The sequence below is a fragment of the Streptomyces thioluteus genome (genome assembly GCF_039535865.1).
On record NZ_BAAAXZ010000047.1, the window covers coordinates 1 to 20,614 of the forward strand.

The following is a 20,614-nucleotide window of genomic DNA, read 5'->3' on the forward strand; positions in this document are numbered from 1 at the left end:
TACGTCGGTGGCTGTGCTGATGCTCGGTGCTCGACTCGTGGGGGTGGACGGTGCACACGGGTGCTGTTCCAGGGCGGCACGACGACGCCGTCCCAGGGGTAGAGCTGGCGTACGTCGATCCCGTTCTTGCGGACATGGCCGTCTTCGGCCGCGGTGCGCACGTACATGGCGATTCCTTTCCTTGCGGCCGCCGCGACGAAATACGTCGGGGACGGCCGGGGCAGGGGCATTTCCATGAATGGCTTTTCGCGGAATTTCCATCGCTGAACAAAATGGAAAACGGCAGGAAAAGCCGGTGAGCGAGACGGTGAAAAAAAGGGCGATCGAGCATCGCGGTCCATTGGCCGGATCCCGGGGATCGCTCGTGCCCACGGTGGGGTATTCCGTCGGCGGCATGCGGGCACATGCTGCGCCGGGACGGAAACCCCCACCGTGGGCACGAGCGATCCCCGGGATCCGGCCAATGGACCGCGATGCTCGATCGCCCTTTTTTTCCACCGTCTCGCTCACCGGCTTTTCCCTGCCGTTTTCCATTTTGTTCAGCGATGGAATTCCGCCGAAAAGCCATTCATGGAAATGCCCCTGCCCCGGCCGTCCCCGACGTATTTCGTCGCGGCGGCCGCAAGGAAAGGAATCGCCATGTACGTGCGCACCGCGGCCGAAGACGGCCATGTCCGCAAGAACGGGATCGACGTACGCCAGCTCTACCCCTGGGACGGCGTCGTCGTGCCGCCCTGGAACAGCACCCTGTGCACCGTCCACCCCCACGAGTCGAGCACCGAGCATCAGCACGCCACCGACGAGACGTTCATCTTCACCGGCGGTTCGGGCACGGTCCGGATCGGCGAGGAGCTGCGCGACGTCACCGCGGGCGACGTCATCTACATCCCGCACGGCAACGACCACGTCGTCACCAACACGAGCGACGACGCGCTGCTGACGTTCGTCAGCATCTACTGGCTCCAGCCCGCCCCGGCCGAGGAGCCGGCCCGTGGCTGAGCCCGGCAGCGCCCCCGCCGCCGGGCGGCGCGTCAACGTCTCGTTCTCCCCGCCGACCCCCAACGGCGACCTGCACCTGGGGCACCTCGCCGGGCCGGTCCTGGCCAGCGACGTGTGCGCCCGCTCGCAGAAGATCCTGGGCAACGACGTGGTGTACGCGTGCAGCACGGACGACAACCAGACCTACGTCGTCACCACCGCGCAGCGGCTCGGCACCACGCCCGAGGCGCTGATCCAGGAGGCGCTCGACAGCGTCCGGGTCTCCCTGGACCTGGCCGGCATCGACGTCGACCTCTTCGAGCGGCCCGACGAGGAATACACCGCGTTCGTCCGGGACTTCTTCACCCACCTGTGGCGGCACGGCGCCTTCGACCGGCGCGAGGTCGAGCTGCCGTACGACGCCGAGACCGGCGAGTACCGGCCGAGGCCTTCGTGACCGGCCGCTGCCCGGTCTGTCTCGCCCACGCCCGGGCGGGCGTCTGCGAGGCGTGCGGCCTGTACAACCTGCCCGGCGCCCTGCTCCCGGGCGACACCGCGACGGCGCTGCCCACCCGGCCGGTCTCCATCTGGGTGCTCGACCTGGAACGCCACCGCTCGCTGCTGAGCAACTGGTACCGCACGTCCGACGTCGAACTCCGGCCGGACCTGCGGGGAGTCGTCGAGCGCACCCTCGCCGGGCGGATGCCCTACATCCCCGTCACCTACCCCGGCACCTGGGGAATCCCGGTGGACTGGGACGGCCCGGACGCCCCGCCGCAGACCATCAACGCCTGGCCGGAGATCTACGTCGGCCACCTGTACTGGCCCCGACGGGTGCGGGAGCGCGGCCGGGCGGGCTGCGACGAGTTCGTCCAGTTCATCGGGATCGACAACGGCTTCTACAACGCCTTCGTCTACCCCGCGCTGAAGCTGCTGGCCGCGCGGTACGGGCGGCCCGTCGAACTCCCGGTGACGCGCACCCTCACCAACCAGTACTACCTGCTGGAGGGCCGCAAGTTCTCCACCAGCAAGGGGGACGTGCTCTGGGCGCGCGACTACCTGGAGAAGGCCTGGCCGGGACCGGGCGCGGTTCGTCCTGTCGCTGACCAGCCCCGAGCTCCAGCAGTCGGAATTCACCGAGCAGGTGGCCGAGTCCACGCTGCGGACCCGCTTCGACGCGCCGCTCGACACCGTCGCGCGGACCCTCGGCGAGAAGCTGGCCGGCCGGAGCGTCGACGCCCCGCCGTCGCAGTGGTGGGCCACCGCCATCGAGGCGTCGCAACGGCGCTTCGCCGCCGCGTACGACCTGGAGTCCTTCAGCATCCGCAAGGCGGCCGAGGCGCTCGCCCTCCACCTGGAGGTCCTGGCGCTGAAGGCCGGGCAGATCAGCACCGAGGACTCCGGCGACGTCTCCGGCGCCCTGCTCTTCCTGTGGACCCTGCGCACCCTCGCCTGGCCGGTCACCCCCGACCTGCCGAGGGCCGTGGCCCTGGCCTTCGGCTCGGGGGCCCGCCCCCGCCGGCGCCCCGCTGCTCCGGGACGCCGCCGTACCGCCCGCCGGTCCCTTCCGCACGCTCGCCGTGTGAACAGGCCGCGCCTGCGGGCCCTTTACTCCCCTCGCTTCCCCTCCTTACACCAGAACTGAGGACTGCATCATGCTGCGCACCTTCATGCGTTCCAAGATCCACCGCGCCACCGTCACCGACAGCAACCTCAACTACGTGGGCTCGATCACCATTTCGCCGGAGCTGCTGGACGCCGCCGACATCGGCGTCCACGAGCTGGTGCACGTCGTCAACGTCAACAACGGTGCGCGGTTCGAGACGTACACCATCCTCGGCGCCCCCGGCGCCAACGAGGTCTGCGTCAACGGCGCCGCCGCCCGGCTCGTGCACACCGGCGACAAGGTCATCATCATCGCCTACGGCCAGCTCACCGACGACGAGGTGGCGGAGCACAAGCCGCGGGTCGTCCACGTGGACGAGGGCAACAAGATCCTCGAGACGGTCACGCGCGGCGTGATCACGGCGTGACGTCCCCCTGCACGGCGCCCCTCCGGCGCCCTGCGTACCGCCTGATGCCGAAGGTGCGTGAGTCATGACGGACCAACAGATCCATTCCATCCTGGGCGTCGGATTCGGCCCGGCGAACCTCTCCCTCGCCGTGACGCTCGAGGAACTCGGCTACACCGGCGGCGCCCGGTACGTCGAGCGGGCCGACGGCTTCCAGTGGCAGGACGAACAACTGCTGGCCGGGGCGGACATCCAGAACAACCCCGTTCCGCGACCTCACCATGCCGCGCAACACCGGCAGTGCCTACACCTTCGTCAACTACCTCGCCGCGCAGGGCCAGGCTGACCGACTACCTGCACCTGAACACCAAGTTCCCGCTGCGCCGGGAGTACGCGGGATACCTGCGGTGGGTCGCCGACTCGTTCCGCGACGCGGTCGACTACGGACAGACGGCGACGAGCCTGTCCGTGGTGGACTCGCCGGACGGCGAGGTCTTCCGGCTGGAGACCGGGACCGGCCGGCAGTACCTGGGCGAGACCGTCGTCATCGGCACGGGCCGCTCCCCGCGGATCCCGGAGGTGTTCCGGCGGAGCCCGGCCGGCACGGTCTTCCACGCGACCCGTTATCTCGGTGCGCTGCGCCGGCACGAGGGCCGCAACCTCCGGGTCGCCGTCGTCGGCGGCAGCCAGAGCGCCATCGAGATCGTCCTCGACTCCTCGGCAGGCCCAATGTCGAGCAGGTCGTCTCGATCCAGCGCGGCATCGGCTTCCGGCTCAAGGGACACCAGCCCGTACAGCAGCAGGTGTTCCTCCCGGAGTTCATCGACTACTTCTATCCGCTCCGGCGGAGACGAAGCGGCGCCTGCGCGCCGAGCTGCGGTCGGTGAACTACGCGGCGTGCGACCAGGTACGTCATCGACCGGCTCGCGAGCGTGCAGCACGAGTACCGCTGATGGGGTCCGACCGGCTGCTCCTCAAGCCGTTCTGCGAGGTGGCCGCGGTCGGCCGGGACGGCGGCGGGGCGGTGAACCGGCTGGTGCTCCGTGACGTCAACCATGGCACGCGGAGCGTCTACGACGCCGACCTCGTCGTCCTCGCCACCGGCTTCCGGGACTTCGGCCTCGGTCCGGACGACGAGCCGTACCACCCCACCTGCTGGCCGGCATCGCCGACCCGGCTCGCCCTGACCGACGAGGGGCTGCCGGACGTGGCCCGGGACTACTCGGTGGCCGTGGAACGGAGCGCGTACGGTGCCCGGCCGCTGCGGCTGTACCTCAACGGTCTCTGCGAGGCCAGCCACGGCATGGGCGACGCCGGGGCCCTGGCGGTGCTCTCCGCCCGGTCCACGGACATCGTCGAGTCCCTGATGCTCGAACCGGAGGCCCTCGTCGAAGAGAGCGGCTCAGGGACGAGGCCCTGCGGGTGACGACACCCGCCGGCACCCCTGTCGATACCGACGTTCGACGTCGCCGTCGTCGGCGCCGGGATCATCGGGCTGGCCACGGCCGAACGCCTCTCCGCCCAGGGCCTGTCCGTGGCCGTCATCGACGGCCGCGGCCCGGCGGGGGGCCGCCACGGGGGCGTCCGGCGGGCTCGTCCGGGCGCTCGACCTCGCCTCCTCCGCCGCCCTTCCCCGGGCGGCGGAGGGGCTGGACCACTACCTGCGGCGCGGCCCGCACGGCCGCTGGCCCGCGGTGCGCGAACACGGCAGCCTCACCCTCTTCGGCGCGGACGGGGCCGCACGGGCGGAGGAGGCCGCCGCCCGCGTCCGTGCCACGGGCCACATCGTGGACGTCCTCGACGCCCGGGAGATCGCCGCGGCCTTCCCCGGACTCGCCCCGCCCGAGGCGGGTTCGGGTCCACGAGCCGCGCGCGGGCTGGCTGCCCGCGCGGCCGTGGCCGAGGCGGTCCTCCGGGACGCCGACCGCGTCCACGCTCCTCGCCCCGCCCGCGCCCTGGAGATCGTCACCGCGCGCTCCCGCGTCACCGGGGTTCCGCACCACCGGCGGATTCGTCCGGGCCCGCGCGGTCCTGCTCGCCGCCGGCGTCCACAGCACGGACCTCGCGCGCACGGCCGGAGTCGAACTCCCCCTGCGCACCCGGTCGGTAGCTACTGCGTCTTCGCCCCCCGCCACCCCCGTCACCGGCACCCTCCCCGCCGTGCTCGACACGACGACCGGTTGCCTGGCTGCGCCGCTGGGACGACGGCACCGGCGTCCTGGCCGGGGTCCCGTCCGCCGAGCTCGACGTCCCCCCGGTGGTGACGCCCGGGGCGTGCCGGACGCCGAGGCGGAGCGCGTCCGCCGGGTCGTGCGCCACCGCTGCCCCGGGCTGGCCGACGCGGACTCTCGTCGGCGGGGCACCGCCTTCGACGCGCTCGGCCCCGAGGGGGACAGGCGGCGTGACGGCGTGGCCGGACCCGCCGGCCTGGTGACCGCCACCGGCTGGAAACGGCGTGCGGCTTCAAGATAGGCGCCCGCCGTCGGCCGGTACGCGGCGGAACTCCTCCGGGAGGCCCCTCGTGACGTCCGGCGCCCGCCTCAACCCCACCGACGAGATGCTCGTCGGCGCCGAACGCGCCCTGGGCTCACTCCCGGATCGTCAGGTGCTGTGGCGCCTGAGCCGCCCCGCTGCCGGCGGGGGCCCTGCGGGAGGAGTGGCGGGCGGCTCGACCGTCGGCCGGCTCGGCCGCCGGCCCGCGCCGGCCCGGATCCCCGGCGCCCGCCGCGCCTGGGTTCCCGCGTCCAACGCCGAGCCGCCGCACGAGGACACCGTCCCGCTGACCGACGACACGGCGCCGGACTGGACCGACGCACAGGTCCGGGTGCCCCTGACCCTCGACTCCCCGGCGCTGTGGCGGCTGGCGGCGGCCCCGTACGGTCGCGGCACCCTGGTGTCGCTCACCGTCCCGCACTTCCGCGCCGACGGGCTCGGGATCCTCGCGGCCCTCGGGGAGGACGGCGTCCCGTCCGCACCGCCCGGCCCGGCCGGTGATCTCGCCGACGCCGTCGGGCAGTTGACCCGGGCGGCCACCGGCTCGGCGCGGTGGGCCGCCCGCGCCCTGGCGGACCGGCGGGAACTGACGCGTCTCGCCACGGCCCTGCGCGGCCCGGCCGGCCCGCCGCCGCCCGCGTCGGAGCCGCGGTTCTTCACCTCCGCGGTCTTCGACCTCGACGCGGCGCAGTGGGAGGAACGGGCCCGGGCCCACGGCGGCACCGCCAACAGCCTCTTCGTCGAGATCGCCGCCAACCTCGTCCGGGCCCGGGTGCCCCTGGACGGCCGCGACGCCGTCCACGTCGGCATCCCGGTGAGCCTGCGCCGCGGGCCCGCCGACCGGCGGGCCAACGCCCTGGTCGTCGTCCCGCTGTCCGTACCGGCGGGCGGGCCCCGGCACACCGGCCTGCGGCCCACCCGCCGCGCCACCCGGGCCGTGCTCGACGGGACGGGCGAGCACAGCGCCACCCTGGTCCCCGAACCGCTGTGGCACCTGCTGCCCGCCCGGTGCGCCGGCCGCCTCAAGGCGCCCGGTGCGCAGGCCACCGACGTCGTCGCCTCCAACTTTGGCACCCTGCCGACGGCGGCGGCCCGCTTCGCGGGCGTACCGGCGGACGGCGTCGCCCTGCGCACCATGAACGTGCCCGGCCTGGTGCCCGAACGGGCCCGGCTGCGGGCGTCGTTGTGCCTGGTGCGGGCCGGTGACCGGCTCACTGTGACGGTCACGGCGATGCCCGATCACTTCGGCGACGCCCGGGCCCTGCGGAAGCTGGTGGCCGAGGAGTTCGCCGCCTGGGGACTGCGGTCGCGGGAGTGGTGGCCGGGATGAGCGGGCGGCCCCGGAACGACGGGAACGACCGGAACGACGACAAGGAAGGGCACCATGCCAGGGAACGTGACACCGGAGGCCGCCGCGCCGCGGCTCACCGACCCGCCGGCCGACCGCTGGTTCCGCACCCGCCCCGACTCCTCGGTGCTCGGCCGGCCCCGGCTGCTCGCCCGGCTGCTGATCGACCTGGACGAGCTGGACGACCGGATCGCGCTCTACGAACGTCTCCAGGGCGTGCCCGCCGACCTGCGCATGCCGATCCCCGACTTCGGGGGCCTCGAACTGGCCGCGGTGGGCGACGTCCTGCTGATCGCCAGTGAGCGGCGCTTCACCCCGGTCCAGCGCCGGACCGCGTACTCGCTGATCGTGCCCTCCCTCACCGCCCAGCTCGGTCTGCTGGTGCCCACCGGCACCACCGTCGTGGAACCCACCGAGGAGATCGTGCCCGGGCGGCGGGCCCGCGTCCGCTACCCGGACGGCTCGCTCGCCGAACTCGTCGAGCACCGCCCCCGGCCCGGCGAACTCCCCGACCCCCGCCCGGGGATCTCCGTCCGGGAGGCCACGGACACCGGCGTCCGCCTCCTCGCCCGGCGGGCGGTCCCGGCGGACCGGCTCGACGAGGCCGTCCGCTTCTACGGCACCGCGCTGGAGACGGACCCCCGGCGGGCCGGCGACGCGCTGTCCGCGGTGGTCGGCGGCCTGCTGCTGACCGGCACCGACGAGCCGGACCCGGCGTCCGTCGCGTTCGCCCTGCGGGCGCCCTCCGTGGAGACGGTGACCCGGCTCGCCGGCTCCGGCCGGGCGACCACCCGCGGGCCGGGCGGACGCCCGGTCGTGACCCTCGCCGACGGCGTGCGGGCCGAGGTGTGGGAGAGATCTCCCCGCCCGGCCGCCCCCGGGGGAGGACGGCGCGTGAGACCGTTCGGCTGGCGCGCCGCGCCCCCGCGCCGGGCGTGAACGGCGGGGCCCCGGCGTGCCGTTGGGTCTTCCGACGGCGGAACGATGAGGAGAGACACGGTGCCGGAGTCCTTCTACCGCGACGCGGGTGACGGCCGATACGGGAGCAGCCCCGCGACCGCGGGGCCCTGGAGCCCGAAGGCGCAGCACGCGGGCCCGCCGTCCGCCCTCCTCGGACGCGCGCTGGAGCGGCACGAGGCGCGGGAGGGGTTCCGCGTGGCCAGGGTGACGCTGGAGATCCCGGCCCCGGTGCCCGTCGGCGACCTGGAGGTGCGGGTGCGCACGGTCCGGGCCGGGCGGCGCACGGAGCTCGTCGAGGGCGAGATCGTCGCCGAGGGCCGCCCGGTGATGCTGGCCCGGGCGTGGCGGGTCGCCGCCGCCCCGGAGGACACGCCGGCGCTGCGCCCGGAGCCGCTGCCGCCGGCCCTGCCCGGCCCGCAGGGCCCGCCCGCGATGGCGGGGGCGCACCTCGACGGCTACATCGCGGCGATGGAGTGGCGCTTCGCGTCCGGGGCGTTCGACGAACCGGGGCCGGGCGCGGCGTGGGCCCGGCAGCGTATCCCGCTGGTCGCGGGCGAGGAGGACACCCCGCTGACGCGGGCCCTGACCCTCGCGGACAGCAACTGGGCCGTCGGCTTCGCGCTCGACCACGTCCGGCGGCTCGTGATCAACACCGACGTCACGCTGGCCCTGCACCGGGACCCGGTCGGGGAGTGGCTGTGCCTGACCGCGGCGACCGCGGCGTCCCCGGGCGGGACGGGGCTCGCCGCCGGCCGGCTCGACGACGCGGCCGGCGACTGCGGGCGGATCCTGCAGACCCTGCTCGTCGCCGAGCGGTAGCCGCCGAGCGGTAACCGTTCGTAACAAATGGGCGTCCACGCTCAACCGGACGGCCCGGGAGCGAGTCCTACCTCTCAAGTAGGCTTCCCGGCGTGCGCCCCCATGGCGCACGCCGGGTATCAGTCGTCAACCGGGGAGGAACCGGCGTTGCACGTTCAGGAGTGGCTCGAATCGGTGCCGGCGGTCGCCGTCTACCTTTTGGTGGGCGGGGTCATCGGACTCGAGAGCCTCGGCATCCCGCTTCCCGGTGAGATCGTCCTCGTCAGCGCCACGCTGATGGCCGCGAGCCAGGACCACATCAATCCGTACGTCCTGGGCGCCTGCGCCATCGCGGGTGCCATCATCGGCGACTCCATCGGCTACCTCATCGGCCGCAAGGGCGGCAAGCCGCTGCTGGCCTGGCTCGGCCGTAAGTTCCCCAAGCACTTCGGCCCCCACCACGTGGCCACGGCCGAGCGGTCGTTCACGAAGTGGGGCATGTGGGCCGTCTTCGTCGGCCGCTTCATCGCGCTGCTGCGCATCTTCGCCGGCCCGCTGGCCGGTGTCCTGAAGATGCCGTACTGGAAGTTCCTCATCGCCAACGTGCTCGGCGGCATCGTCTGGGCCGGCGGCACCGTCGCCGTCATCTACTCGGTCGGCAAGGTCGCCGAGAAGTGGCTGCACCAGTTCTCCTACCTCGGCCTGGCCGCCGCCGTCCTCTTCGGCCTCGGATCCTTCGTCTTCATGCGGATCAAGGCCAAGAAGGCGCAGAAGAACGCCCCGGCCGAGGGCGCCGAGCAGCCCGAGCCGGCCGTCGCCGAGTAGCCCCCGGCCCGGGGTGTGATCTCCGTCCCACCCCGGGCATCCCGTCCCCGTCGTCGCCTAGCGTGCCCGTCAGGACGGGGGCCGCAGCGGCGACGAGGAGCAGACCATGACGGACGACCGGGCGTTGATCGCGGGCGTGGGCGGCAAGGAGCCGTCGGTCCACCCGGAGGCCTTCACCGCACCCACCTCCGTCGTCCTCGGCGACGTCACCCTCGCCGCCGGCACCGGCGTCTGGTACCACGCCGTCCTGCGCGGCGACGGCGGCCCGATCACCATCGGCGCCGACAGCAACATCCAGGACAACTGCACCGTCCACGTGGACCCCGGCTTCCCCGTCACCGTCGGCGAGCGGGTGACCGTCGGCCACAACGCCGTCCTGCACGGCTGCACCGTCGAGGACGACGTCCTCGTCGGCATGGGCGCCACCGTCCTCAACGGCGCCCGGATCGGCGCCGGTTCCCTCGTCGCGGCCCAGGCGCTGGTGCCGCAGGGCATGGAGGTCCCGCCCGGCTCGCTGGTGGCCGGCGTCCCGGCCAAGGTCCGGCGCGGGCTGACCGAGGAGGAGCGCGAGCACGTCCGCGCCAACGCCGCGGTGTACGTGGAGCTCGCGAAGACCCACCGGGAGACCTTCGGCGGCTGACGTCGGGCACGGTCAGATCGCGACGGTCCTGACGAACTCCGCCAGCTCCTCGTCCAGGCCGTTGAGGGCGGAGCCGTGCCGGCCCAGCTCCGCCAGGGTGGCCTCCGTCTCCGCCTCGCCGCTCTCGCGGCGTTCCAGCGCGTTGGCCACCTCCTGCCGCACGCTGCGCAGTTCCGCCTCGATGCCCTCGGCGATGACCTCGCGGATCTTGCCGAGCTGTACCCGCACCTTCGCGGTCAGCTCGGCGACGATCTCGTCCGTCGTGTCACGGAGGTGGTCGGCGCATTTCCGGGCGGCCTTCTCCTTGAGCGCCTTCTCGACCCCGGACTTCACCAAGGCGGTGCTGAACAGGTTGGCCGCGAGGACGGCCAGGAAGAAGGGGAACGCGGCGAGGCCGAGGGCCGCGGCGGCGACGGTCACCGCCACGGTCGGGAGCACCGCCTTCGCCACGCCCTTGAAGCCGAAGTTGGCGCCCGCGAGGCCCATGCCGGGGCCGCCGAGGACCGTGCCGAGCCCCGCCGCGACGAACCGCTCGACGCCGCCGGCCACCTCGCCGGAATCCTCCCGCCGGGGTACGGCCGCGAGGTCGTAGCGGATCGCGTCGATCCGCTCGACGAGCTCGGTGAGATCCGTCTCGATCTCCGTCTCCAGCGCCGCCACCCGCTCTTCCAGGAACGCCTGGAGCTCCTCCGCCTGCCACGCGGCCGACGTCTCCTTGACCTTGCCCTTCAGCTTCTCGGACAGCTCGTCCTGGAGCGCCTGCGCCCGCTCCGCCTGGGTGAAGGGGTTGAAGCCCTTCAGCCGGTTCTCCAGGGGCAGTTCGAGGACCCACTCCTCGACGTCGTTCGCCATCCCCCGGTAGAACCGCCGAGCCATCGCGCCGACTTCGTCGACGACGTCGCGCAGGTGCGCGTCGACCCGGCCGAGGATCGCGTCCCTCCGGCGTTCCACCTGCTGCAGCGGCACCTGCTGGAGCTCGTATGCGCGGCGCAGCTCGGCCGCGGTCCGCCGCAGCATCCCCTGCTGGAGATCGATGTCGCGCCGGGCCTCGGTCACCACCGTCTTCAGGCGCAGGACCGGGACCAGCACCTTGGCCCGTCCCCGGTCGTGTACCAGGAAGCGCTCCAGGGCCTTTTCGAACGGCAGGAAGCCGGACGCCTCCAGCTCCGCCCGGGAGCCGCGCACGCGGCCCTCCAGCGCGCCCCTGGCGTTGACGAAGTGGACCCGGTCGTCGCGGGGGCCGTAGGGAGCCAGACGGTTGCGGACTCCCCGGACGGTGGCGTCGCGCCGGTTCGGGGGCACGTCGTCGAACCGGGTGAACAGGAAGAAGGTGTCCTCGTACCCGCGGGCGGCGACATCGACGTCGAGAAAGTTCTGCTCGCTCAGTGACAGCGGGACGTTGGTCAGCAGCACGACGATCAGGGCGTCCGCCCGGTCCAGGTAGCCCAGGGTGATCAGCTCGCGTTCGGAGGCCTCGTTCAGGCCCGGCGAGTCGATGATCTCGACGCGGTTCTCGCACAGCGGCAACGGCCAGAAGACTTCCGCCCGTTCGTACGGATTGGGCCGTGGCTTCCCGTCGTCCCCGTCCTTGATGGTCACGTGCTCGGCAAGTTTCTCGACGGGGATGTCGATCGCGTGCCCCGTGGGGCCCTGCCCCGCCGCGGGCATGAGGTGGAGCCTGGCCCGTCGCTCCGCGCCCCATTTCACCTCGTTGACGATCGCGGTGCAGGGCAGGAAGTCCGCCGGCAGCACCTCCGCGCCGAGCAGCGCGTTGATCACCGTGCTCTTGCCGCGCTTGAACTCGCCCACGACCATGACCTTGAACGTGTCGGACTCCACGCGTTCCTGGATGATGCGCAGCCTGTCGGTGTTGGCCTCGACGTTGATCGCCTCCAGCACCGGCCGCAGCCTGCCGATGAGTTCGAGAAGGGCCTTGCGGCGTTCCTCGAAGACCCCGTAGTCGTCCATCGCTCGCCTTTCAGTCGTGGTTCGGTCCGGTGGCTTCGGCCCCGGCCGGCAGCCGGGCGCGCAGGGCGGCCGCGGAGACGGCCAGCGAGGGGCCTTCGGGCGCGGAGTCCGCGTCCTCGTCGTGACGGGGCGTCAGGGAGTGCTCGGCGAGGTCGTGGTAGACCGACCGCACGTGCCGCGCCGCGGTGTCGGCGAACTCCTCCACCGCCTGCCGCACGATCCGCGTCAACGCCTCGCGCACCGTGGACCGTTGCCGCTCGGCCAGCCGGTGGAAGCGCGCGTCGCCGGCCACCAGTCCCGCCGCGCTGCCGAAAAGCACGATCGGTACGGCCATTCCGGGCAGCGCGACCGCCGTGACCAGGGCGGCCCCGACGGGCCCGAGCCGGTACAGCAGCTTCTTGCCGCCGAGGTCCTCCAGGTGCAGCCGCTGGCGCACCGGCTCGTCGATTTCCAGGAGGGCGTCCGGGTCCCGGTCGGTCGGCACGGTGACCGGGCCTTCCCCGGTGTCGAGAGCGGAGAGCCGTTCGGTGAGCCAGAGGGCCTCGGCCTCCACCCGGTGGCGGAACCACTCGGCCTGCCGCGCGGCCACGCCCTGGAGTCCCTTGTGGAGCTCGTAGGAGAGCGAGGTGTCCCACCAGTGCTTGGCGTTCGGCGACTCCTCCAGCGAACGGCGCAACTCCTCCAGAAGGCCGGCGCGTTCGCGCTCCAGCCGTTCGCGCAGTTCGGTGACGGCCTCGGTGCGCCGCCGGTCGATGTGCGCGCGGAGGCCGGCGCGCTCGGTGTCGGCCCGGTCGGCGTCGCGCCCGGCCTCCTCGGCGGCACGCCGTGCGGCCGCCTCCTCCTCGCGGCCGGTCTCGGCCATCCGCTCGCACACGTCGGCCAGTTGGGCCGTGATCTGCTGTCGGCGCAGCGCGATCCGGTCCTCCGCTTCGGCCCAGGACCGGAGGTGCGAGCGCAGGGCGTCCAGCCCGTCCCGGTCGCCGAAGACGGCGATTCCGGGGTCCAGCCGGGCCGCCCGGGCCCGTATGTGCTCCATGACGGATGCGCGCCGGTCCTCGGGGAGTTGGCCCTCCTGGGTGAGCACCAGGGCGATCCGGCGCAGATGGCCACGGCCGAAGGCCCCGGCCACGAAGTCCGCCTCGGTGAGGCCGAAGGGGGCGATCGCCTTGGTCGTCATGACCAGGGCGTCGCCGTGATGCGCGAGGCGGCGCGTCGACTCGTCCGCTTCCGGGTCCTGGTTGAGCGCCGGTGCCTCGACGAGCTCCGTGCCGTCCCCGAGCGGAGAGTTCCGGCCCGTCGGCGGGCCGGCGAGCCTTCCGATGAGTGCGGACGTACCGCTCATCGCCTCCCCGGCTACGGTGATTCGGTAGACAGGACGCCCGAGTTGGCCGGAAATGTCGGTCAACTCGGCGAGAACGTCGTGCAGTCCGTGTTCTCGCGCCAGCGCTACCGCCTCGGCGAGCCACCCCTCCAGGGGCGGTGCGGGTTTCTTCTCGAAGTCGGTCATGGGGCATCCCGTGGGGTCCATAAGCGAGCGTCGGCAACGATGACGCGCGGTCCGGTGGCTTACAGTCCGGCGAGCAGCGCCCGCCGGCTCTCGATGACGGAGCGGCGCCGGTCCGCCTCGGCGGAGACCTCCGCCAGCGCCGCGCGTCGGTGTTCCAGTTCGGCGTGCCGCTCGTGCTGTCGGGCGGCTATGCCGGTGATCACTTCCTGGTAACTCGTCCGGTAGGCGTCCAGGTAGGCGGTGAAGGCGGTCTCGGCGGCCTGCCGTCGGTGGCGCGCCGACCGTTCGAGGTCGGCGCGCATCGCTTCGAAGGCGGCCCGGACCGTTTCGCGGATGCGCGGGCCGAGCTCGGACTTCACGTGTGCGAGCCGCTTGCCGCCCAGGGCCTGGCCGATCAACGCTCCCACGCCCGCCCCGACGGGGCCGCCCACGACTGCTCCCACCACGGTGCCCACCGCCCATCCGCCGAAGCGGCCCCACCGGTCCTCGCTCAGCGCCAGCCGTGCCGCCGCCACCACGGGGGACAGCCGGGCGGACTCGTCGCCCGCCGGCTCGTCGGCCGGGGGCGCGGGCTCGCGCGCTTCCGGCGGCCGGCCCAGTGCTTCGCCGAGCCGTGCGTACTCCTTCCGGAAGGCCGCCGCCACCTCCCACCTCCCGGCGGCCGTCCACTGGCCGAACCGGTCGTGTGCGAAGCGCTGTTGGGCCTCGCTCCACTCCCGGAGCCCGTCCCGCAGCCGGGTGGTGACGCCGTCCTCGACGATGCTTCGCAGGACCGCGACCGATGCCGCCGACTCGACCAGCCCGGCGCAGTCCTCCGCGGTGCGTGCCGACGCCGCCTCGCACTCGCGGACGAGCCCGGCGCGGACCCGGCCGTCCGCCCATGTGAGCCGCCGCAGGCCCCGGCCCCGGTACGGTTCCAGAAAGCCCGCGAGGTCCGGGATGCGCGCCGCCGCGAGGGCTGCTTCCTCCGCCTCCAGCTCCCTCCGGCGCGCGTCGGTCTCCTCGCGGACCAGCCGCATCGCCCGGTCCATCAGCCTGAGCGTGCTGTCGCCCACCGCGACCGCGCGCTGCCGCACCAGGGCGTCGCGCAGCCGGGACTCGGTCACCGCGAAGCGCTCCACCCATGCGGCCTGCTCGGAGGAGAGCGGCTCGCCCGCCGCCCCGCGGACCACCGCATCGGCGGAGACCGCTTCCACCGCCGCCTCGGGAAGCGCGAGGCGGGCGCGCAGCCGGGTGCGGATCGCCCGGAGGACGTCCGGCTGCGCGGCGGCGGGTATTCGGTCGGCGTAGGTGGCCAGGAACGTACAGCGCGTCAGCATCGCGCGGTCGAGGGCGTCCTCCAGGAAGGCGGCCAGGGACAGGGGTACGGGGGCCAGCGCCGAGGTCAGGACCACCGCGCTGTCGGCGCTCTCGGCCATCACCCGGCGTGCGATCACCTCGTGTTCGGAATGCCCGTTGGCGCCGGGGGTGTCCAGGACGACCAGCCCGTCGGCGAGCGCGTCGGCCGGGACCTCGACCCGCAGCTCCGACACGAGGGGAGCGACCCGGGGATCCGCGGTCAACATCGCCAGCAGCGGCAGGAGTTCGCCGGGTGCGTCGCAGCCCGGGCACCGCGCACGCAGTGCGGAGGCCAGCTGCTCGCGGTCCTCGGGGAGGGCCTTGGTGCCGCCGCCGTCGGACCGCACCGTGTGCCGGCGGTCGTTGTCGGCCAGCCGGACCCGGAACAGCAGCTCCGGACCGTACTCGATGACGACGGGGGCGGCGGTGGTGGGCAGCACGTCCGTCGGCAGGAGCGGCATCCGCAGCAGGCCGTTGATGAAGGTGCTCTTGCCGCTGGAGAACTCGCCGATGACGGCCAGGTGCAGGCGGTCGTCCGCCAGCCTCCGGCGCACCTGGTCCAGGGCCGCGCCCACCGCCGCCGCGCGCTCGGGGGCCGGCCGGAGTTCCTCGATCAACCGCCGGACGAAGTCCAGGTGTTCCGCCGCGTCGGTCAGTGCCTCGGCGACGACGGCGGCGTCCCCCGGGTGCGTGCTGCTGTCCCCCATGATGAGCTCCCTGCCTAGGGGAGGAGCGTCGCAACGGAGTTCTCACCTCCCGCCGGGCTTGACCCGGCACGCACTCTTCCGTGACGAACTCTTTTCCAATATTGGCGAGTTGCACCCTAGTCTCGTCGTACGAGGGCTGCTCTCGGACGAAGGGGATGGCGCATGAAGGCCGACGGCGAGGGAACCGAGCGGCGCGCCGACGTGGGCGCGGACGACGGCCCGTACGCGCTTCCCCGGCATCTCCTCGCGCGCCTACGAGCACCCGGCCGACCGCGCCGCACTGGTCGCCCTCCGCAAGCTGCGCGGACTGGACGTCTTCGTGAAGAAGTTCCAGGGCGCCTTCCCCGAACGGGCCGTGCGCATGGAGACCTTGGGGGAGGCGGTTCGCACCGGTGACCGGCAGTTCCGCCGGATCCACCGGGCCATGCGCGAGGCGTCCCGGGTGCTGGACCTCGACCGGCCCCCCGAGCTGTTCGTCCGCCTGGACCGGGAGGTCAACGCCTGCACGATCGGCATGGACCGGCCCTTCGTCGTGCTCACCAGCGGCCTGCTGGAACTCATGGACGCCGAGGAGCTGCGCTTCGTCATCGGCCACGAGCTGGGCCACGCCATGAGCGGGCACGCGGTCTACCGGACGATCGCCCACTATCTCGCCGGCGCGGGCCGCATGCTGTCGTCCGTACCGCTGGGCGGCATAGGTCTTCAGGCCGTACAGGTGGCGCTGGACGAGTGGATGCGCACCTCGGAACTCTCCTGCGACCGGGCCGGGTTGCTCGTGGTGCAGGACCGCGACCCCTGCCTGCGGGCCCTGATGAAGCTGGCGGGCGGCGCGCACCTGGAGGACATGGACATCGGCGAATTCCTGCGCCAGGGCGCCGAGTTCGAGCGTGGCGAGGACCTTCGCGACAGCGTCGTCAAGTATCTGATCAGCCGGCCCCGTTCGCATCCCCTGGCGGTCGTCCGCGTCGCGGAGCTCGACCGGTGGTCCCGGGGTGCCGGATACCGGTCCGTCCTGTCCGGCGACTACGCTCTGCGCCGCGACGACGCCAAGGCGTCGGTCGGCAGGGAACTGCGGGCCACCGGCGTCTCCTACGCGGACAGGTTCCGGCGGAGCACCGACCCGCTGCTCGTCATGGTCCGTGACCTCGCCGCCTCCGCCGCCCAGGCCGGAGACCATGTCCTCGGCGCCGTCCGCCGTGGGCCCGACGGCACCTGAGCGCCACAGCGGTAGGCGACCGCCCCATCCTTCGGTCAACGTCCCGGCAGCACCGGGGAAAACGCCGGCAGTGTCGTGCAACTGGCGTTCCGTGAAAGGGTATTAGTAGGACCATGGCGCCGTACGGGTCAATTCCTGCAAGATCTGTATATGCCGGACAGGCATTGCGGTGTCATACCACTGTCCATCGCGGATGACCGGATGATCCGGACACCCGCTCTTCGCCCCCGTCAAGGGAAGGCAGGACCATGGGCAGATTCCAGTTCGTGACGACCGTATCGGCCCTGACACTGGCTGTTTCCGGGGCCCTCACGGCGGCCGCCGGAACGGCGCAGGCGGACGGCGCCTACGACGACATCACCATGTCCAAGCAGGAGAAGACGCAGTGGTGCTGGGACGCCTCCGGGGTGACCATCGCCACGTACCAGGGCTACGGCACCACGCAGACCGACTTCTGCAACCGGGCCGCCAAGCACGACCCGTATCTGAGCTGCAACAACCAGCCCGCCACTCTCCAGGACATGGCCTATGCCTGGGGCGACCTCGGCATGAGCCACACCGGTACGGGCCTGTCCCGCGCGGCGACCTTCGCCGAGGTGCACTCGGACGTCGACGCCGCCCGGCCCCTCGGGGCGCGCATCGGCTGGAGCTCCGGCGGCGGCCACATGAACGTGATCTACGGCTACGACACGTCGGACAACACCATCGCCGTGGGCGACCCGTGGCCGGACACCAACACGTACACGTGGTGGAACTACAACGACTACGTGAGCAACAGCTCGTTCAAGTGGACCCATTCCCGCATCGGCATCTCCGGTTGAGGCAGGCGACATGCGCGACCACAGAACATCCACCACGCGGCGGGCCGCTCGTTTCTCCCGCCTGACCGTCACTCTGGCCCTCGGCGCGTCCGCGCTGCTCCCGGCGGCCGGCCCGGCCCTCGCGGCCAAGGCCCCGGTCGACCTGCCGAATCTCCAGGCCGCCCTCGACACCCTGAAGGCGACCGCCACCCGCGAGGCGATCTGCCGCTTCCTGAGCGCGCCGGTGCCCGACGGCTCGACGAAGGGCACGGTGACGCTCCCCGCCAAGGCCGACCCGTGCGACGGCCTGCCCTCGTTCACCATCAAGGACCCCCTGGCGCTGAACGAGATCACGCCGGAGTTCGCCGCCGGGACGGCACAGCCCATCCTCACCCAGGCGGTCAGGCTCGGTTACGCGGTGGCCGGGGTGAGCGTCACCGGCGGGCGCACCGCCACCGTCATGCTCGCCCCGACCGGCACGACCGGCTGGCACCTGGCCGCCGTCCGCGAGGGCGACACCGACGCCGGCTTCGCGGGCAAGGCCGACGCGACGACGACGGTGTTCACCGAGCCGCAGATCCACGGCTACTACCAGCTCAGACTGACCACCGTCGAGCCGCTCAACGACGCGGCGCGGCAAGGCCTCGGCGGTCAGTCGTCGGCGTCCCTCGCGGACTACCAGAAGCTGGTCAAGGCCCGTTACGCCGACAAGCAGCCGGGCTCGGACTACGACACGAAGGGGTACTCCAGCGGCTACCGGCCGGACGCCGGGAAGGGGGCGTCGCAGTCTCCGGCACCGCTGCTCGTGGGCGGGTCGTCGGGCGCCGCGCTGGCCCTGGCCGGCGGAGCCGTCCTGATCCGTCGCCGCAGGCGGGTCCGGGCCGGTTGACCCGCCGCCCGCACCTCCGCCCCGGGACCCGGCCCCCACCCCGTCCCGGGGGCGGAGCCACGGCGCCCGGAGCGGTCCTGGGGCCAAGATCACAGGACCCGGCCCGGGGCGCCCCCGGCAGGGCGGATTACGGTGAGCGGGGTGCCGAAGTACCGAAACACGTTCCCGTCCGGCGCCGTCGGGGCCCTCGCGGCCTGGCGGCGCCGTGCCGTCTCGCGCGCCGTCCACCGCGGCTGGCGGTGGGTCCAGGGCGCCGGTTCGGTGACCGCGGAGCGGCCCGGACCGTACCGCTTCGGCCGGATCGGCGCGCACACGCGCCTCGCCTTCCCGCTGGGCACGGTGTTCGGGGAGCGGTGGATCGAGCTCGGCGAGCACTGCATCATCGGCGAGCAGGTCACGCTCACGGCGGGAATGATGCCCGGGCACGACCTCGGGCCCGACGCCGTGCTGAGGCTGGGCAACGGCGTCGTCCTCGGCCGCGGCAGCCATGTGATCGCCACGCGCGAGGTCACCATCGGCGACGACGTCTTCTGCGGCCCCTACGTCTACATCACCAGCGACAACCATTCGTACGAGGACCCGCACCAGCCCATAGGCCGCCAGTGGCCGCGCAGTTCGCCCGTCTCGATCGGCTCCGGCAGCTGGCTGGGCGCCGGGGCGGTGATCCTGCCCGGGGCGCGGCTGGGACGCAACGTGGTGGTGCGGCCGGGCGGTCGTGCGGGGGGAGGTGCCGGACCACGCGGTGGTCGCGGGCGTGCCCGCCAGGTCGTCCGGCGCTGGGACGAGAAGGAGGGGTGGAGGCCGGCCCCGCGGCGCTGACCCCGGGCGCTAACCCTGTGCGAGCGGCAGGTGGCGGGGGGCCGCGCAGGACCGGGCTGTGCGGTACGGGGGCGGGTCCTCCAGCAGGCGGGGACGGTCGAGGCGGCGCAGCAGCGTGTCCAGCGCGATCCGGGTCTCCATGCGGGCGAGCGGCGCCCGAAGCAGCTGTGGACGCCGCTGCCGAAGCCGAAGTGGACGTTGTCCTCGCGGGTGGGGTCGAAGCGGTCGGGCTCCTGGAAGCGCAGGGGGTCGCGGTTGCCGGAGGCGAGGACGAGGATCAGGGGCGCGCCCTCGGGGACGGTGACGCCGCCGACCTCGACGTCGGCGAGCGGGGTGCGCTGGGCAGCATCTGCCCCGGGGGCTCGTAGCGCAGCAGTTCCTCCACGGCGGCGGGCATCAGTTCCGGGCGGGCGCGCAGGAGCTCCAGCTCCCTCGGGGTGCCGGAGGAGGGTGAGCATGCCGTTGGTGATGAGGTTGACGGTGGTCTCGTGTCCGGCGATGAGCAGCAGGACCGTGGTGACCATCAGTTCCAGGTCGGTGAGGCGGCCGTCCGGGCCGTCGTCGTGGACGAGGCCCGAGAGCATGTCGTCGCCCGGGTTCCCGCGCCGTTCGCGGCGAGTCCGCCCAGGTACGCGCCCATGGCCCTGCGCGCCTCCTGCGCGGCGAGGCGGCGCGAGCCGGGTCCTCCCGGGGCGAAGTCCAGGTTCGCGATGACCGTGTCCGCCCAGACGTGCATCTGGTGGCGGTCCTCCTCCGGCACGCCGAAGAGAGGTCGCAGATGACGGTGATGGGGAGGGGGAACGCGAAGTCCTCGACGAGATCGAGGTGTTTCCTTTCCCACGAGCCGTCGGCGAGCTCTTCCGCGATGCGGGTCATGTCGTCGCGGAGGGCGTCGATGCGGCCGGGGGAGTGGGGCGGGCCGAACTGGCGCATGGCCAGGCGGCGGAGCCGGTCGTGCTCGGGGTCGTCGGTCCCGATGAAGGACGGCGGAAGCCCCTCGGGCAGCCGGAACTCCGGGTCGGGTACGGCGCGTTTGCGGAGGTCCGAGCTGATCCGCGGATCGTGCAGCAGCGCGTTGATCTCGTGGTAGGTGCCCACCAGGTACCGGCCGTCCTCCTGCCGTGCCACCCCGTGCTCGCGCAGCTCGGCGTAGAGCGGGTACGGATCGCGCGGTTGGCGGGGTCGGTGATCCGGCGGAAGAGGGTTTCCGAGGACATGCGGACTCCTGGTGCGGATCAGTCGGCACCGGCCGGTTCGCCGACGAGGATGGCCTGCACCGGGCAGGCCGTCGCGGCCCGCAGCACGTCCTCGCGCCG

At 73.0% G+C, this 20,614-nt stretch carries 19 protein-coding genes and 3 pseudogenes; 17 read left to right on the forward strand and 5 right to left on the reverse strand.

Features of this window, described 5'->3' with window-relative positions; translation table 11 throughout:
- Positions 1-639: 639 nt before the first annotated feature.
- The 7 genes and pseudogenes from ABD794_RS06275 to ABD794_RS06305 all read left to right on the forward strand — a co-directional run bounded on the left by ABD794_RS06275 (position 640) and on the right by ABD794_RS06305 (position 4,416).
- Positions 640-999 (forward strand): cupin domain-containing protein, encoded by a 360-nt coding sequence (locus tag ABD794_RS06275; protein WP_344961391.1) that lies wholly within the window; start codon positions 640-642, stop codon positions 997-999.
- 112 nt (positions 1,000-1,111) lie between these two features.
- A pseudogene (locus ABD794_RS06280) lies at positions 1,112-1,986 on the forward strand (class I tRNA ligase family protein); the annotation flags it as partial.
- Positions 1,987-2,122: 136 nt separating this feature from the next.
- On the forward strand, positions 2,123-2,623 hold the full coding sequence (locus ABD794_RS06285; RefSeq protein ID WP_344961392.1) for a hypothetical protein: 501 nt from the start codon (positions 2,123-2,125) through the stop codon (positions 2,621-2,623).
- A gap of 10 nt (positions 2,624-2,633) precedes the next feature.
- The gene (gene panD, locus ABD794_RS06290; RefSeq protein ID WP_344961394.1) at positions 2,634-3,011 is read left to right on the forward strand and encodes an aspartate 1-decarboxylase; all 378 of its coding nucleotides are present in this window, start codon (positions 2,634-2,636) and stop codon (positions 3,009-3,011) included.
- 64 nt (positions 3,012-3,075) lie between these two features.
- The gene (locus tag ABD794_RS06295) at positions 3,076-3,336 is read left to right on the forward strand and encodes a SidA/IucD/PvdA family monooxygenase (RefSeq protein ID WP_344961396.1); all 261 of its coding nucleotides are present in this window, start codon (positions 3,076-3,078) and stop codon (positions 3,334-3,336) included.
- Positions 3,291-4,037, forward strand: a complete 747-nt coding sequence (locus ABD794_RS06300) for a SidA/IucD/PvdA family monooxygenase (RefSeq protein ID WP_344961398.1) — start codon at positions 3,291-3,293, stop codon at positions 4,035-4,037. Before ABD794_RS06295 ends, ABD794_RS06300 begins: the two co-directional genes overlap by 46 nt.
- The gene (locus ABD794_RS06305) at positions 3,982-4,416 is read left to right on the forward strand and encodes a hypothetical protein (protein ID WP_344961400.1); all 435 of its coding nucleotides are present in this window, start codon (positions 3,982-3,984) and stop codon (positions 4,414-4,416) included. The genes ABD794_RS06300 and ABD794_RS06305 overlap by 56 nt, the downstream gene beginning before the upstream one ends.
- 115 nt (positions 4,417-4,531) lie before the next feature.
- On the opposite strand, the gene ABD794_RS06310 is transcribed toward ABD794_RS06305, so the two are convergent.
- Positions 4,532-5,089, reverse strand: a complete 558-nt coding sequence (locus ABD794_RS06310) for a hypothetical protein (protein ID WP_344961402.1) — start codon at positions 5,087-5,089, stop codon at positions 4,532-4,534.
- Between the two features lie 61 nt (positions 5,090-5,150).
- Here ABD794_RS06310 and ABD794_RS06315 point away from each other — a divergent pair, with 61 nt between their 5' ends.
- The 6 genes from ABD794_RS06315 to ABD794_RS06340 all read left to right on the forward strand — a co-directional run bounded on the left by ABD794_RS06315 (position 5,151) and on the right by ABD794_RS06340 (position 10,054).
- Complete coding sequence (locus ABD794_RS06315) at positions 5,151-5,462, forward strand: hypothetical protein (protein WP_344961404.1); 312 nt, start codon at positions 5,151-5,153, stop codon at positions 5,460-5,462.
- Between the two features lie 49 nt (positions 5,463-5,511).
- Entirely contained in the window at positions 5,512-6,813 is a 1,302-nt protein-coding gene (locus tag ABD794_RS06320; RefSeq protein WP_344961406.1) for a condensation domain-containing protein, read from the forward strand.
- Positions 6,814-6,867: 54 nt separating this feature from the next.
- Positions 6,868-7,770: a lactoylglutathione lyase gene (locus ABD794_RS06325; protein WP_344961411.1), complete on the forward strand. Its 903-nt coding sequence runs from the start codon at positions 6,868-6,870 to the stop codon at positions 7,768-7,770.
- Positions 7,771-7,830: 60 nt separating this feature from the next.
- Positions 7,831-8,610 carry a thioesterase family protein gene (locus ABD794_RS06330; protein WP_344961414.1) on the forward strand — a complete coding sequence of 260 codons (780 nt, stop codon included), beginning with the start codon at positions 7,831-7,833 and terminating at the stop codon, positions 8,608-8,610.
- A 147-nt stretch (positions 8,611-8,757) separates the two neighbouring features.
- Positions 8,758-9,414, forward strand: a complete 657-nt coding sequence (locus ABD794_RS06335) for a DedA family protein (protein WP_344961415.1) — start codon at positions 8,758-8,760, stop codon at positions 9,412-9,414.
- Between the two features lie 106 nt (positions 9,415-9,520).
- Positions 9,521-10,054 (forward strand): gamma carbonic anhydrase family protein, encoded by a 534-nt coding sequence (locus ABD794_RS06340; RefSeq protein WP_344961418.1) that lies wholly within the window; start codon positions 9,521-9,523, stop codon positions 10,052-10,054.
- Between the two features lie 12 nt (positions 10,055-10,066).
- Here ABD794_RS06340 and ABD794_RS06345 read toward each other — a convergent pair whose 3' ends face one another.
- From ABD794_RS06345 to ABD794_RS06355, 3 genes are read right to left on the reverse strand one after another with little or no spacing between them, the layout of a single operon-like run.
- Entirely contained in the window at positions 10,067-12,022 is a 1,956-nt protein-coding gene (locus ABD794_RS06345; RefSeq protein ID WP_344961421.1) for a dynamin family protein, read from the reverse strand.
- Positions 12,023-12,032: 10 nt separating this feature from the next.
- Positions 12,033-13,529, reverse strand: coding sequence for a hypothetical protein (locus ABD794_RS06350; RefSeq protein WP_344961424.1), 1,497 nt, complete (start codon positions 13,527-13,529; stop codon positions 12,033-12,035).
- A gap of 59 nt (positions 13,530-13,588) precedes the next feature.
- Complete coding sequence (locus ABD794_RS06355) at positions 13,589-15,574, reverse strand: dynamin family protein (protein ID WP_344961426.1); 1,986 nt, start codon at positions 15,572-15,574, stop codon at positions 13,589-13,591.
- 319 nt (positions 15,575-15,893) lie between these two features.
- Between ABD794_RS06355 and ABD794_RS06360 the strand changes: the two genes are divergently transcribed.
- The 4 genes and pseudogenes from ABD794_RS06360 to ABD794_RS06375 all read left to right on the forward strand — a co-directional run bounded on the left by ABD794_RS06360 (position 15,894) and on the right by ABD794_RS06375 (position 19,298).
- Entirely contained in the window at positions 15,894-16,790 is an 897-nt protein-coding gene (locus tag ABD794_RS06360; RefSeq protein ID WP_344961429.1) for a M48 family metallopeptidase, read from the forward strand.
- Positions 16,791-17,056: 266 nt separating this feature from the next.
- On the forward strand, positions 17,057-17,611 hold the full coding sequence (locus tag ABD794_RS06365) for a papain-like cysteine protease family protein (protein ID WP_344961430.1): 555 nt from the start codon (positions 17,057-17,059) through the stop codon (positions 17,609-17,611).
- 10 nt (positions 17,612-17,621) lie between these two features.
- On the forward strand, positions 17,622-18,479 hold the full coding sequence (locus ABD794_RS06370) for a hypothetical protein (protein ID WP_344961431.1): 858 nt from the start codon (positions 17,622-17,624) through the stop codon (positions 18,477-18,479).
- 141 nt (positions 18,480-18,620) lie between these two features.
- A pseudogene (locus tag ABD794_RS06375) lies at positions 18,621-19,298 on the forward strand (acyltransferase).
- A gap of 9 nt (positions 19,299-19,307) precedes the next feature.
- Here ABD794_RS06375 and ABD794_RS06380 read toward each other — a convergent pair.
- Positions 19,308-20,515, reverse strand: a pseudogene (locus ABD794_RS06380) (cytochrome P450).
- Between the last annotated feature and the right edge of the window lie 99 nt (positions 20,516-20,614).

Excerpts from the sequence above, each read along its gene's own strand:
- ABD794_RS06275 (WP_344961391.1), top strand. The coding sequence starts at position 640 with ATGTACGTGCGCACCGCGGCCGAAGACGGCCATGTCCGCAAGAACGGG.
- panD (WP_344961394.1), top strand. The coding sequence starts at position 2,634 with ATGCTGCGCACCTTCATGCGTTCCAAGATCCACCGCGCCACCGTCACC.
- ABD794_RS06295 (WP_344961396.1), top strand. The coding sequence starts at position 3,076 with ATGACGGACCAACAGATCCATTCCATCCTGGGCGTCGGATTCGGCCCG.
- ABD794_RS06325 (WP_344961411.1), top strand. The coding sequence starts at position 6,868 with ATGCCAGGGAACGTGACACCGGAGGCCGCCGCGCCGCGGCTCACCGAC.
- ABD794_RS06340 (WP_344961418.1), top strand. The coding sequence starts at position 9,521 with ATGACGGACGACCGGGCGTTGATCGCGGGCGTGGGCGGCAAGGAGCCG.
- ABD794_RS06345 (WP_344961421.1), bottom strand. The coding sequence starts at position 12,022 with ATGGACGACTACGGGGTCTTCGAGGAACGCCGCAAGGCCCTTCTCGAA.
- ABD794_RS06350 (WP_344961424.1), bottom strand. The coding sequence starts at position 13,529 with ATGACCGACTTCGAGAAGAAACCCGCACCGCCCCTGGAGGGGTGGCTC.
- ABD794_RS06355 (WP_344961426.1), bottom strand. The coding sequence starts at position 15,574 with ATGGGGGACAGCAGCACGCACCCGGGGGACGCCGCCGTCGTCGCCGAG.
- ABD794_RS06370 (WP_344961431.1), top strand. The coding sequence starts at position 17,622 with ATGCGCGACCACAGAACATCCACCACGCGGCGGGCCGCTCGTTTCTCC.